Source organism: Neoroseomonas terrae, from assembly GCF_018129025.1.
In the GTDB taxonomy this organism is placed as follows: Bacteria; Pseudomonadota; Alphaproteobacteria; order Acetobacterales; family Acetobacteraceae; genus Neoroseomonas; species Neoroseomonas terrae.
The window spans coordinates 40,787-54,345 of record NZ_JAAEDI010000002.1 but is presented as its reverse complement, the minus strand read 5'-3'; the positions used below and the strand labels follow the sequence as shown (position 1 = coordinate 54,345).

Here is a 13,559-nt window from a genome sequence, read left to right as displayed (position 1 = left end):
TCAGGGATGCCCCAGCAGGGCAGTGCGGAAGCGCTGTCGACAGAAGGAAGCATCGAGCGCGCCCTGCACATCCGGCGCATCCTCCGGCCCGACCTTCAGCAACACGAAGTTCAACCCCGGACGGCGCAGCATGGCCGCACCTTCCTCCATCTCCGCTTCCTCCCGCACCGTGCAGGTCGAGCGGAAGCCGGCGCCGCGGGCAATCGCCTCGAGATCGGCGCCAAGGCCGGTATGGCTCACCTGGTTGCCGGTCTCGGCGAACATGCCGTTGTCGACGCAAAGGATCGACAGGTTGTCCGCCGGTGTCGCGGCGATGGTGGCGAGCGAGCCGAGATTCATCAGCAGGTCCGCGTCGCCCACCAGACCGAGCACGCGCCGCTTCGGCTGCTGCATCGCGAGGCCGTAGGCGACCATCGCGCCGGCGCCCATCGCCCCGGACATGGCATAGGCGTGGCTGCCATCCGTCGTCATGCTCCAGCAGTCGCGCACCGTACCGGCGAGCGCCGCGACGATCAGGAAATCCTCATGCCGTCCCACGAGCCGCGGCACCGCATCACGGCGACGCAGGGGCCATTCGCTATTCAGATTCGTCCGTGCCATGACGTCCTCGCCTACCAGAACCGCTTCGCGCCGATCAGGCGCTGGCCCATCAGCACCGCGACGGCGCCGCCAGCGAAATAGGCCTGGTTGGCCGCGGCGCGCGCGGCCGGGATGATATCCGCGGCGGTATCGGCGCGGATGCAGTGAAGGCCCATCGCCTCCAGCACCGCCTGCGTCGCCTGGCCCATCGGGAACTGCCAGGGATTCCCCTCCCCGAACTCACCGCGCATCGTCACCAGCGTCAGGAAGGGAAAGCGCCCGCCCGAGATCAGCGACAGCATGTTGATGCAGTTGCCCGATCCGCTGCTCTGCATCAACAGCACCCCGCGGCCGCCGCCGAGATGGACGCCGGCCATCATGGCGACACCCTCCTCCTCGGTGGTCAGAGGAATGGCGTTCACCTCGGGATCGGCCAGCGCCCGATCGATCAGGACCCGGTGCCCGCCATCAGGGACATAGGCGACGTGGCTAACGTCGAACTCCTTCAGGACGTCGTAGAGCTCCTCCTGCCAGGGGCGACTGGCGGCGCTCGTCGTGGTCTGTGTGTTCATCCCGTCCCTCGCGGTATCAATGGGCCTGGCGGAGCAGCGCCAGGAAATCCTCCCGCGTCGTCGGGCGGGGGTTCCAACGATCGTAGCCGGCGGCAACGCAGAGATCGGCCATCTCCTCGTACACCTCCTCGCGCGCGCCGGCGTCGCGCAGCCGCGGCGGCACACCGAGGTCGCGGCAGAGCTGCGCGATGGCCGCCACCGTGGCGCGCGACGCCTCCTCCTCCGGCAGGTCATCGGTCACGCCGAGCAGCGGCGCGACACGCGCGTATCGCGCGATGGCGGCCGGCCGATTGAACTCCGCCACGGCCGGCAGGCAAAGCGCGTTCGACAGCCCGTGGGAGAGATGGAAGTAAGCCCCGAGAAAGCGGGCGATGCAGTGGACGTTGCCGAGCCCTGTCTGGCCGAAGCACATGCCCGCCATCGCCGAGCCCATCAGCATGTCGAGCCCCGCCTGCTCATTCGTGCGGTCGGCGGCGAAAGCGCGGATGCTGCCGGCGAGCAGTGTCATGGCGCGCAGGTTCAGCGCGTCGGTGAACGGGTTGGCGCCCTTCGAGACGTATGATTCGAAGGCGTGCACGAAGGCATCGATGCCGGAATGCACGGCGACGTGTTCCGGGAGGGTGCGCAGCGCGACCGGATCGAGGATGGCGATGCGCGCCGGGTTCAGCGACGCATGCCGGATCGACATCTTCAGGTTGCGCGTCGTGTCTGTAATGGTGCAGGAGCCGGATACTTCCGACCCGGTCCCCGCCGTCGTCGGGATGGCGATCAGCGGCAAAGGCGGGGTGCGGAACACCTCGATGCCCTCGTAGTCGTTGATGCGACCGCCATTCGTCATCAGGATGCCGGCGCCCTTGCCGACATCGATAGTGCTGCCGCCGCCGAGTGCGAGGATCGCGGTGGCGCCATGCGCCCGGCACTGCTCGAAGGCCTTGGCGACCGTGGTGTCGCTGGGATCGGGCTCGATGTCGGAGAACACCGAATGCGCGATGCCGGCCTGGTCGAGGATGGCGAGGATGCGGGCGAGGATCGCGCTGCTGCGCATCGCCGGATCGGCGGTCACGAAGATGCGCGTGCAGTTCAGCGTGCCGACGAGTTCGGCCAGCTTCTCATGCGCGCCGGCGCCGAAATGGATGCGGGTGGGGCAGAAGAAGCTCTGGAGCATGCGGTTCACCGGTTCCGGCAAGGCGACGAGGGCGGTTCGCCGGCAGTCTAAGGGCCCAGGCGGCGCCGCGCGGAGACGCCGATTCGCTATATCCGATATTCGCCTTCGCTCTCGGCGCGCTATGCGGGGCGGCGCAGCAAAGTGATCGCGCCGAGGAAGGCAAGTTGCGCCGCCATCACATGGAACGCGGCTTCGAACCCGCCGCCCCATGCCACCACCGCCATGAAGACCAGAGGTCCGCACACGGAGCCGACAAAGCCAAACAGGCTCGCTGCGGAGGTCACGCTGCTGACGAGATGAAGCGGCGCGAGCCGCGCCAGTTCGGCGATGTGCACGCCGTTCCACCCAATGGCCGTGAACCCGACCAGCGCGGCGCAGACATACAAGGTCCAGGCCGCGTGCCCGCCGGCGATCACCAGCAGGACCACCGACATCGCCGAAGCGATCGCCTGCAGCCCCAAATGCCGCAGTGCATGGCCCATGCGGTCCGCCAGCCAGCCGAGCGCGATGCGGCCGACCATGCTCGCGCACAGCATCACCGCGACGACCTGGCCCGCTTCGGTGAGCGAGAGGCCATACCGCGCATAGACGAAGGTCGCCGTGAAGGACGTCAGGCAGGCCTGCATCACCGAGTAGGAGGCGCCGAGCGCCGTCAGCATGGGCAGGGTGGGGTGTGCCCGCAGGGCGCCGACGCAGCGGACCATCTCGGCCGGCTGAACGAGGGCGCGCGCCCATCCGTGCGCGGCCGGTCCACGCTCCTCCTCCAGCGTTGCACGAAGCGGCTGCACGATCAGGCAGCAGGCGAGCAGCACCAGGACCAGCATGACGAGCGCGGCCAGCACGCCATGCGCCACGACGAAGGGTGCCGAGAGCAGCCCGGCCAGCGCGCCCCCCAGCGGCACGCCGGCCTGCTTGATGGAGAAGATCAGCGTCCGATGCGCCGGCGGCGCCGACCGTATCAGGATCTGGCTGCCGGCGGGTGTGTTCGGTCCGTTACCGAAGCCGATCGCCACGGCACCCAACAATCCCACCGCACCGAAGGGGGAGGCCAGCGCCAGCATCCCCAGCGCCATGCTGGCCATGCCGATCTGCAGCGTGCGGATCGGCCCGAAATGGCTGAGCATCGGGCCGCCGCTCGCGAGGAACCAGCAGATCCCCGCGGAAGACAGGGCCGACACTAGGCCGATGCTCTCCGGTAGCAGGCCGGCCCGTTCCATCAGGAGCGGCCCCAGGATGGGAACCGAGATGCTGGCGAACGCGCAGACGGTCTGAACGAGTAGGGTTCCAGCGAGCGCGCTGACCCACAAAGGCACCTTCACCGTCGTTTCCATCCCGCGCGTCACCTGCCAGCGTCGGATCGCTGGCGGCCGCAACCCTCGCATCGGCGTGGAGGCGGGCACAAGCGACCGCCGCGAGGAACCCGCCATGCGCCATGGCAAACAAGGTCGCCCATGCGGGCCAGCGCCGAGAGGCCGCAGGCGCCTTCGACGGTCAGGCCGGCGATGGCGCTGCCGGGGCGCCTCCGCAGCCCGGGGCGCCGTCACCCGATCAGGAGAACGCCGCCCAGCGCAAGCAGCGCGATGAATCCGCTGCTCGCCACGCCGAGCAGCAACGGCCTGCCGCCTCGCGCGCGCATTGCGCCGAGATGCGTGCCGAGCCCGAGCGCCGCGACGCTCGCCGCAAGCATCACCGGCACGACTTCGCGGCTCGCCGTGACGGCCGCCGCCGGCACCAGGCCCAGCGAACCCGCGACGACGAGCGCGAGGAAGCCGAAGGCGAACCACGGCACCGGTACCGTCACCGCATTGTCCTTCCCGCCCGTCCGGCTGATCCATAGGCCGAGCACCATGACGGCGGGTGCGAGCAGGAACACGCGCGCAAGCTTCGTTACAGTACCGGAGGCCGCCGCCTCCTCCCCGCCCGCGGCCGCGGCGCCCACCGCCTGGACAACTTCATGCACGCTGGCGCCGGCCCAGATGCCATACTGCCGGGCATCGAGCCCGATCAGCGGCATCAGCATCGGATACAGGATCATCGCCGCCGTGCCGCAGAGCGTGATCACCGCAAGCGCGTAGGTCACGTCCTCGTCCCGCCCGCGCGCGACTTGGTTCGCCGCGACGATGGCGGAGGCGCCGCAGATCGCGGTGCCGGTCCCGATCAACTGCGCCAGCGCCGGTTCGACGCCCAGCACGCGGCCGAGCCAGATCGTGAAGGGCAGCGTCAGCGCCACCACGGCAATGGCAAGCGCCATGACCCCGGCGCCCTCCGACACCAGCCCCGCCAGCGTCACCTGAAGCCCCAGGAGAACGATGGCGAAGCGCAACAGCGGCCGCACCGCGAAGGCGATGCCCGCCTTCAGTGCCGCCGGCCGCTTCGTGACCGCCCCCACCGCCATACCGATCAGCAGAGCAACCACTACGGGGTTCAGCGCCGCGATACCCGTCGCGCTGCGCACCAGCATGGCGAGGACGGCAATCGCGACACAGGCCAGCAGGCCAGGAATGATCGCCCTGTACCGGGCGAGGGTCGCCGCGAAGGCCGGTTGTCGCTTCGCGACGCCGCCGCGTTCTGCCCTGAGTTCCTGAGACATCCAAACCCCTTCCGGGGCCGTCCGGCGGGCAGCGCCCGACCCGGCCGGCTGTCGGATCAGGAGCAAGACATCCTCCGACAGCCCACTCTCAGCGCGGCCATTGGCCGCAGCTGCCCGATTTTGACAAACGCATTTCCGAGGCGGACAACATTAGCGATCGTGAAGTGTGAAGCCCGGCTCCATGGCCCAGAACTTCGACCTTGATCTGTTGCGCAGCTTCGTCGCCGTGGCCGACGGCGGTTCCTTCGCCACCGCCGCCGAGCGGGTGCACCGTACCCAGTCGGCCGTGAGCCAGCAGATGCAGCGGCTGGAGGAGCACGCCGGCCGCGTGCTGTTCGTGCGCGACGGCCGGCGCAAGCGGCTGAGCGAGGATGGCCGGCGTCTGCTCGTCTATGCGCGCCGTATCGTCGCGCTGAACGACGAGGCCGCCGCGGCGCTTGACCCGGCCGGGCAGACCCAGCTGGTGCGCCTGGGCGCGAACAATGACGTCGTCGATACGATGCTGCCCGAGATCCTCGGCCGCATCGCCCAGCGCCATCGCGACATCCTGCTCGAGATCCGCACCGGTCGCAGCCCGTTCCTCATGGAGGCGCTGGAACGCGGCGAACTCGACCTCGCCATCTCCACGCGCGACCACAGTACGTTTCCGCGACTCGTGCTGCGCCGCTCGCCGACCGCCTGGTTCTCCAGCGCGGGCTATGTGCCGCAACCGGCGCTGCCGGTGCCCCTGGTGCTGTCCAACGAACCCAGCCTGTTCCGCAGCCTGGCGATCCAGGCGCTGGACCAAGCCGGCTGCCCGTGGCGGCTCGCCTATCTCAGCCTCAATCTCGGGGCGATCCGCGCGGCGGTCCGCGCGGGCCTCGGCATCACTGCCCGCAACATTGAGATGCTGACGCCCGACCTGCGCGTGCTCGGTGATGCAGAAGGGCTGCCGCCGCTACCTGCCGTGACCTTCTCGCTGTTCCTGCGCACCGGCAGCGGCACGGCCGCGAAGCGGGTATTCGATACGCTGGCAGCGGCAGGCCCGTAGTTGGTGGGCGATCGCCGGCCGAGCCCGCCGCTCCGTCAGCGAGGCCGACCGGACAGCGCAGGTCATCATCCGCCCGGCGGCAGGAAACGCCAGGCGGCACGTTCCTGCGCATCGAGCTGGGCGACAAGGCCCAGTTCCCAGGCGAGGTACTGTTTCGCCGCCTCGCGGTTCCCGCTGTGCCGGTCATGCACGAAGAAAAGGAAGTCGATGCAGTCGGCATCGGCCGGCAGGTCGGGCGTCGCCTCCACCGTCAGGCCAGCCGCCTTCCAGGCAGCGGGCGTCCCGGCATGCCAATGCGTCGCCCGGATGCCGCGATCGGCGAGGTCGCGCGCCGCGAGCGCGGCGATGCCCGGTTCCGCCGCGATCAGCACGACCGGGCCTGCCGGCGGCGTGGCGATGCCATCCAGCCGCGGACGAACCGTCCAGGTCGCGCCGCGCAGATGACCGGCGCGATAGGTCATGCTCGGGCGCAAATCGATCAGCGTCACCGGCCCTGCGGCGATCAACACCGCGAGACCCGGGACGTCGAGCGCGGCCGGTGCAGCCGGCTGCGCCCCCTGCGGCGCAGCGCAAGGCAATGTGGCCTGAAGCCCCTCGGCCAGCACGAAGGCGTTCCACCCCATCTGCCGCAGCCAGGCAGCGACCATCGGCGCCCGGATGCCCTCGCCGTCGAAGACGACGATGCGCGCACCATGTACGCCCACATACTGGTCCGTCGCCTGCAGCAACTGCCCGCCGGGCGCATTCTGCGCCCCCGGCAGCGACCCAGCGGCGAACTCCTCCGGCGTGCGGATGTCACACAGAAAGGTATTGCGCGCGGGATCGGCGAGCCAGCCGCGCAGTGTCGCCGCATCGACGCGCTCGACACCGCAGCGTTCCGCATGGCGTGCTGCGCGGGCCTTCGCCTCCGCCAAGTCATGCGGCGCCGCCGGGTAGAGACGATCGGCACCATTGTCGAGCGTGAAATCGGCCAGGAACCAACCCTGCGTCCCGTTCTCCAGCGCCAGCACCGGGTTGGGCACGCCGAAATGGCGCAGCGTCTGCGCACCGATGATGCTTCGCGTCCGCCCCGCGCAGTTCACTACGATCGTGGTGGCAGGGTCCGGCGCCAGAGCGCCGATGCGCAGCGGCAACTCGCCGTTCGGACAGCAGATGCTGCCCGGGATGGTCATCTTGCGATACTCATCCACCGGGCGGCCGTCGAGAACGATCAAGTTGTCGCCCCGCGCCTGCCGCGCCGCCAGCTCCGTCGCGGAGATGTGCGGCGTGTGGTAGGTTTCCTCGACCATCTCGCCGAAGGTCTTGCTCGGCACGTTCACGCCGGCGAACAGGACGTGTCCAGCCGCCTGCCAGGCCGCGGTGCCGCCTTCCAGTACACCGACATTCGTGTAGCCGAGCGCTTCCAGCCGCGCCGCTGCGCGTTCGGCGATACCCTCCGTCCCGCTGTCGTGCAGAACGATGCGCGTGCCCTGCCGCGGCACCAATCGACCGATGTCGAGCTCCAGCCGCGAATAGGGCACGGGAACGGCGTAGAACGGATGCGCCTCGCCGTACTGGCCGTGCTCACGCACGTCCAAAAGGGCGATCTCGGCACCGTCATGCAGCCACGTCTTCAGCGTAGCGGGGCTGACCCTGTTCATCAGCGGCCGGCCCGCGTGCCGGTCGGCCTTATCGTTCCGGCCTCGGCGACGGCGGAGACGATGGCCCCTGGGCGATCCTGGGCGAGTGGCATGGCTTCTCCGCTCCGTGAACGATGCAAGGATCTAGAAGTGAGGGCAGCCGCCTGCCGCTGACAAACGCAATCCTCAGCGGCAATACATTAGCCAAGGTGAAGATTGGCATTAGGCTGGAGATGCGGCTTCAGTACGGCGCAAGGCTGATCCTGTTCAGGCCTCATGACAATCGCAGGCAGCGGCATCAAGCACGCGGGAACGTTCGCCAGGCGAACACCCTGGAACCCTGGCCCTGGTGACCCGGTTCCGGGCCGTCCTAGCGTTTCGCCTTCGGCGCCTGTCCCGCCACCGCAAGAGGGATCGATCGCATGGTCCAAGTTTCCCGCCGCATCGCTGCCGCGCTGGCAGTTCTTGGCGGTTTCCTCGCCCTCAGCAGCCCGGTGCGCGCGCAGGACGCCTATCCTTCCCGCCCCGTCCGCATCATCGTTTCCTTCGCCGCGGGCGGGGGCGCCGACATCATGGCGCGCCTGCTCGCGGTGCCGCTGGCACGCGAATTGGGCCAGCCGGTGGTGGTGGAGAACCGCGGCGGCGGCGGCGGCGTGATCGGCACCGAGGCCTGCGCGCGCTCACCGGCCGATGGCTATACGCTGTGCTTCGGTTCCACCACGACGCATTCCATCATCCCCCACCTTCAACAGGGGCTGACCTGGGACGCGCTGCGCGACTTCACGGCGATCACCAATCTCGGCTTCCAACCGAACGTCCTGGCGGTGACGCCCGCCTTGCCGATCCGCAACATGGCGGAGCTGATTGAGTGGGCGAAGCGCAACCGCGGCGCGGCCTACGGCACCAGCGGCGTCGGCACCTCGAACCATCTGGCGGGCGAGTATCTCAGCCGCCAGTTCGATCTCGCGCTGAATCACGTCGCCTATCGCGGCGGCAACCTTGCGCAGCAGGATGCGGCAGGAGGGCAGATTCCGATCGTCATTGACCAGATCACCGCCATGCTGCCGCTGATCCAGGCCGGCCGGCTACGGCCGATCGTCGTCGCCGGTAGCCGTGGCCGCTCGGCGCTGCTGCCAGACGTCCCGAACATCACTGAAGCGACGCTGCCGGATTTCCGCGTCGAATCCTATCAGGCGCTGTTCGGCCCCGCAGGGCTGCCGCCGGCAGTGCTGGCGCGGATTCATGATGCGGTGGTGAAGGCGGTGAACAACTCCGACGTGCGGCAGCGCTTCATCGAGATGGGCACCGAACCCGTGCTGAACACGCCGACCGAGTTCGCTGCCTACCTGCGCGACACCTCGCCCATGTACCAGCGCCTGGTCGAGATCTCCGGCGCGCGCGTGAACTGATGGCAGTGCGGCGGGAGGACAGCGTCCGTGCCGTCCGCCGCGCGCTCGACCTGCTCGCGGCGATCAACGGGTCACGCGGCGCGACGGTCCCGGAGCTGGTGCGCGATAGCGGCATCCCACGCCCTACCGTGCTGCGGCTGCTCGCGACGCTCGCCGAGGCGGGCTACGTGCTGCGGACCGGACGGCGGTGGGAGGTGACGCCGGGGGTCGCTCGCCTCGCCTCGGGCTTCAATTTCGACACCTGGCTCGCCGCCACCTCGGCGCCGATCCTGCTCGAACTGCTCGGCAAGGTCGGCTGGCCGAGCGACGTGATGATGCTGGGTGGTGCGGAGATTCATGTCCGTGCCTCCAACCGCCCGCAATGCGGCGTGGCGATCGAGGCGAATTTCCAGGGCATGCGCTCGCCGCTCGCCGATTCCGCCTCGGGCCGCGCCTATCTCGCCTGGTGCCCGGAAGCCGAGCGCCGCCGCCTCATCGCGCTCTGCGTGCCGCGCGCGCAGGAACGCGCGGTGCTGCGCGAACTCGACGCGACGCGCGTGCGCGGCTACGGCCTGCGCGACGCGGCGCTCAAGCCGCCGGTCGGCGCCATCGCGGTACCTGTCATGCTCGGTGCATCCGTCGCCTGCGTGCTCGATCTGGTGTTCCTGCCACGCGTGGAACCGGTGGAGCGCATTGCAGCGCGCTGCCTCGGCCCCCTGCGGGAAGCCGCAGCCGGCCTGTCGGCTGCTTTCGCGACCCTCCATCAGGCGGCCCCTGTTCGCCCTGCGGACGCTCCATCCGGCACCCCTGGCCAGGACGGCACCGCCTGCTGACCATGGCCCTGCGCAGCCAGGAGGCGCAGACATCGCATGATCCGCATCGCCACCGACATCGGCGGAACCTTCACCGACCTTGCGCTCGATGCCGGCGGCACGCTGGTGACCGGCAAGGTGCTCACCACGCCCGCCGCACCGGAACAGGGCGTGCTGAGCGGGCTGCGCGACCTGCTCGCCGGGACCGGGGTGAAGCCCGCCGAGATCGGACTGTTCCTGCACGGCACGACCCTCGCCACCAACGCCGTCATCGAACGCAAGGGTGCACGCACCGCGCTGGTCATGACTGAAGGCTTCACCGATACGCCCGAGATCGGTCGCGAGCATCGCTTCGACCAGTACAACGTCTATCTTGAGAAGCCGTCGCCGCTGGTGCCGCGCGAACGCCGCTTCGGGCTGCGCGAGCGCATCGACGCCGATGGCGGCGTGATTGAGCCGCTGACGGACGCCGAGATAGCGCGCGTCGCCGCGCTGCTGCGCGACAGCGGGGCAGCCTCCGTCGCCGTCTGCCTCCTGCACAGCTATGCCAACCCAGCGCATGAGGAGGCATTCGCCGCGGCGCTGGCGCGGCTCCTGCCCGGCGTGCCGGTTTCGCTGTCCTGCCGGGTCTCGCCGCTGATCGGCGAGTATGAACGCTGTTCGACCACCTGCGCGAACGCCTATGTCCAGCCTCTGGTCGCGACCTATCTCGCGCGGATGCAGGATGGGCTGCGCGGCCTCGGCATCACTGCGCCGGTGCTGGTGATGATGTCGGAGGGTGCGCTCGCCTCGGTGGACACCGCATCGCATCTGCCGGTGCGCCTAATCGAGAGCGGCCCGGCCGGCGGCGCGATGCTCGCCGCCGCCGTTGCGCGGCGGCTGAAGCGCGATCGTCTGGTCGCCTTCGACATGGGGGGCACGACGGCGAAGATCTGCCTGATCGAGAACGGCCGCCCCACCCAGGAAAGTAGCTTCGAGGCCGACCGCATCTACCGCTTCAAGAAGGGCAGCGGCCTGCCGCTGCGCATCCCGGTCGTGGAACTGGTCGAGATCGGTGCCGGTGGCGGTTCCATCGCGCGCGTCGATGGCGCGGGCCGGCTGCTGGTCGGCCCCGACAGCGCCGGCGCCGATCCCGGCCCAGCCTGCTATGGGCGGGGCGGCGACCGGCCCACAGTCACCGATGCGAACCTGCTGCTGGGCCGGATAACGCCGGCACGCTTCGCCGGCGGCCGCATGGCGCTGGACCGCACGACCGCGGCGCAGGCGATGCGCAGCACGCTGGATGGACTCGGTCTCGGGGTCGAGGCCTCCGCCGCTGCTGTCGCGGAGATCGTCGAGGAAGCCATGGCGGCCGCCGCCCGCACCTATGCGGCCGAGAAGGGCTGCGACCTGGCAGGCTGGACGCTGCTCGCCTTCGGCGGCGCGGCCGGATTGCATGCCGCGAGCGTGGCGAAACGCCTCGGCATCGCGGAGATCGTGTTGCCGCCCAACGCAGGCGTCGGCTCCGCGATCGGCTTCCTCGTCGCGCCTGCCGCCTTCACCGTGAAGCGCAGCGCCTTCGCGCCGTTGGCGAGCCTTCCGCCGGCCGAGGTCGCCACGATCCGCGATGCGATGCGTCGCGAGGCTCAGGCGATGCTCGCCGGCCTCGGCGATGTCGGCGCGGCGGAAGAAACCTGGACGCTCGACCTGCGCTACACCGGCCAGGGCACCGAGGTCACCCTGCCACTCGAGCCCGATCCCGCCGAGACGCTGCCGGCCCGGCTGACCGCGGCCTTCGAGAGCGAGTATGAGCGCCGCCTTGGCCTCCTCCCGAAGGGCGTGCCGATCGAGATCGCCGCCTGGAGCCTGACGGTCACGCTGCGCGCCGAGCCGACGGACGTGCTTGCAGCGCCGTCGCAGGCAGCGACGCCGGCGCCGATCGAGGAGGTGCGGCTCTACGACCTCGATGCCGAGGCCGCCCGCCCAGCGCGCCTCGCCGAGCGCAGCGCCATGCCCGCGGACGGCGAACTGCGCGGTCCGGCCCTGCTGGTCGAGGACCACACGACCCTTGTCATCCCTGCCGGCATGGCGGCGCGCTGCGATGCCGAAGGCTTCATCATCCTCCGCAGTGAAGGAGACGCGGCATGACCGGCATGACGCTGAATGCGCGCCAGGCCATCGCCATGCAGGTGATGTGGAACCGCCTGCTCAGCGTGGTTGAGGAGCAGGCGCAGACGCTGATCCGGACCTCCTTCAGCCCGGTCACCCGCGACGCCGGGGATCTCTCGGCCGGTATCTTCACGCCGGATGGGCTGATGATCGCGCAGGCGGTCACCGGCACGCCAGGGCATGTGAATGCGATGGCGCGCTCGGTCGGGCATTTCCTCGCTGTGATCCCGGCCGCGGATTGGGCGGAAGGCGATGTTGTCATCTCCAACGATCCCTGGATCGGGACCGGGCATCTCAACGATTTCTGCGTCGTCACGCCGGTCTTCCGGAATGGGCGGCTGATCGCCTTCTTCGCCAGCACCACGCATATCGTCGATGTCGGCGGCCAGGGCATCGGTTTCGACGGGCGCGACGTGTTCCATGAGGGCATCCGCATCCCCGTGCTGCGCTTCCGGCGGCAGGGACGGACGGATGCGCATGTCGAACAGATCCTGCGCGCCAATGTCCGCTTCCCCGACCAGTTGATGGGCGAGCTGTTTGCCCTGGTCGCTGGCAACGAGGGCGGCTGCCGCGCCCTGCTGCGCATGTGCGACGAGTTCGGCCTTCACGACATCGACACGTTGTCGGCCTTCATCTTCGAACGCTCCGCCGCCGGCATGCGCGCCGCCATCGCGGGCCTGCCCGAGGGTCGCTTTGAGACGGCGATGCGCGTGGATCTCATCGGAGAGCCCATTGAGGTCACTGCGACCATGACGGTGAAGGACGGTGCCATCTCGCTCGACCTCGGGGGCGAGCTGACCCCGCACCTGCGCGGCGTGAACGTGCCCTTCTGCTACACTGAGGCCTACGCTGCCTTCGGCGTGCGCTGCATCGTCGGGCCGGACATCCCGAACAACGCGGCGTCCCTGGATGCGGTGCGAATCTCAGCGCCGGAAGGCTCGATCCTCAACGCCACCTTCCCCGCACCGGTCGCGTCGCGTCACATCCTCGGGCACATGATGGCCGATCTCGCCCTGGGATGTCTGGCCGCAGCCGCACCTGACCGTGTGCCAGCCGAACACAGCGGCACGCTGTGGAACCTGCGCCTGGCGCGCAGCGACGGTCCGCGGCCCTTCAACATCCTATGCTTCCACAGTGGCGGCGGCGGCGCGCGGCCGGCACAGGATGGCCTCGCCGCCACCGCCTATCCCAGCGGCGTGCAGGCCATCCCGGTCGAGGTCAGCGAGCGCGCGGCGCCGGTGCTCTATCGCCAGCGGGCGCTGCGGCCGGATTCCGGTGGTCCAGGCACCTGGCGCGGCGGCCTCGGCCAGATCATCGAGGTTGCCCCCCGCGATGGCGCCGCGATCGAGGTCGGCGCCTCATTCCAGCGCGTCTCGACGCCCGCGCGCGGGCGGCAGGGCGGGAAAGATGGTGCGCCGGGCGTGGTGCGGCTCGCTTCCGGCAAGCCATTCCGCGCCGCCGGGCGCCAACCGATCCCGGCCGGCGACAGCCTGGTGGTCGAGACGCCTGGGGGGGGCGGATATGGCGATCCCCGCGGCCGCGATGCCGGTCACGTGCGGGATGACGTTCGTCGCGGCCTCGTCACCGCGGGCGCAGCACGACGGGACTACGGCGTCGAAGCCTGATGGATGCCGCCACGGCGCAATACCATGGCGG

11 protein-coding genes are annotated in these 13,559 nt (G+C 69.7%); 5 read left to right on the top strand and 6 right to left on the bottom strand.

Annotated elements, in window-relative coordinates:
- The 5 genes from GXW78_RS01615 to GXW78_RS01595 all read right to left on the bottom strand — a co-directional run bounded on the left by GXW78_RS01615 (position 1) and on the right by GXW78_RS01595 (position 4,906).
- Entirely contained in the window at positions 1-600 is a 600-nt protein-coding gene (locus tag GXW78_RS01615) for a thiamine pyrophosphate-dependent enzyme (protein WP_211865475.1), read from the bottom strand.
- Between the two features lie 11 nt (positions 601-611).
- A complete protein-coding gene (locus GXW78_RS01610; protein WP_211865472.1) occupies positions 612-1,151 on the bottom strand; it encodes a thiamine pyrophosphate-binding protein in 540 nt (179 codons plus the stop codon).
- A 16-nt stretch (positions 1,152-1,167) separates the two neighbouring features.
- On the bottom strand, positions 1,168-2,316 hold the full coding sequence (locus GXW78_RS01605; RefSeq protein WP_211865470.1) for an iron-containing alcohol dehydrogenase: 1,149 nt from the start codon (positions 2,314-2,316) through the stop codon (positions 1,168-1,170).
- A gap of 119 nt (positions 2,317-2,435) precedes the next feature.
- Complete coding sequence (locus GXW78_RS01600) at positions 2,436-3,635, bottom strand: MFS transporter (protein WP_211865468.1); 1,200 nt, start codon at positions 3,633-3,635, stop codon at positions 2,436-2,438.
- Positions 3,636-3,856: 221 nt separating this feature from the next.
- The gene (locus GXW78_RS01595; RefSeq protein WP_211865466.1) at positions 3,857-4,906 is read right to left on the bottom strand and encodes a YeiH family protein; all 1,050 of its coding nucleotides are present in this window, start codon (positions 4,904-4,906) and stop codon (positions 3,857-3,859) included.
- A gap of 181 nt (positions 4,907-5,087) precedes the next feature.
- On the opposite strand from GXW78_RS01595, the gene GXW78_RS01590 reads away from it, so the two are divergent.
- Entirely contained in the window at positions 5,088-5,936 is an 849-nt protein-coding gene (locus GXW78_RS01590; protein ID WP_211865464.1) for a LysR substrate-binding domain-containing protein, read from the top strand.
- Positions 5,937-6,001: 65 nt separating this feature from the next.
- Here the strand turns inward: GXW78_RS01590 and GXW78_RS01585 are convergent, their stop codons facing one another.
- Positions 6,002-7,576 (bottom strand): rhodanese-like domain-containing protein, encoded by a 1,575-nt coding sequence (locus GXW78_RS01585; RefSeq protein WP_211865462.1) that lies wholly within the window; start codon positions 7,574-7,576, stop codon positions 6,002-6,004.
- Between the two features lie 401 nt (positions 7,577-7,977).
- On the opposite strand from GXW78_RS01585, the gene GXW78_RS01580 reads away from it, so the two are divergent.
- From GXW78_RS01580 to GXW78_RS01565, 4 genes are read left to right on the top strand one after another with little or no spacing between them, the layout of a single operon-like run.
- Positions 7,978-8,964 carry a Bug family tripartite tricarboxylate transporter substrate binding protein gene (locus GXW78_RS01580; protein WP_211865461.1) on the top strand — a complete coding sequence of 329 codons (987 nt, stop codon included), beginning with the start codon at positions 7,978-7,980 and terminating at the stop codon, positions 8,962-8,964.
- Positions 8,964-9,776 carry a helix-turn-helix domain-containing protein gene (locus GXW78_RS01575; RefSeq protein ID WP_211865458.1) on the top strand — a complete coding sequence of 271 codons (813 nt, stop codon included), beginning with the start codon at positions 8,964-8,966 and terminating at the stop codon, positions 9,774-9,776. Before GXW78_RS01580 ends, GXW78_RS01575 begins: the two co-directional genes overlap by 1 nt.
- Positions 9,777-9,812: 36 nt before the next feature.
- Positions 9,813-11,882 carry a hydantoinase/oxoprolinase family protein gene (locus GXW78_RS01570; RefSeq protein ID WP_211865457.1) on the top strand — a complete coding sequence of 690 codons (2,070 nt, stop codon included), beginning with the start codon at positions 9,813-9,815 and terminating at the stop codon, positions 11,880-11,882.
- Positions 11,879-13,528: a hydantoinase B/oxoprolinase family protein gene (locus tag GXW78_RS01565; RefSeq protein WP_246521768.1), complete on the top strand. Its 1,650-nt coding sequence runs from the start codon at positions 11,879-11,881 to the stop codon at positions 13,526-13,528. The genes GXW78_RS01570 and GXW78_RS01565 overlap by 4 nt, the downstream gene beginning before the upstream one ends.
- The last annotated feature ends 31 nt before the right edge of the window (positions 13,529-13,559 follow it).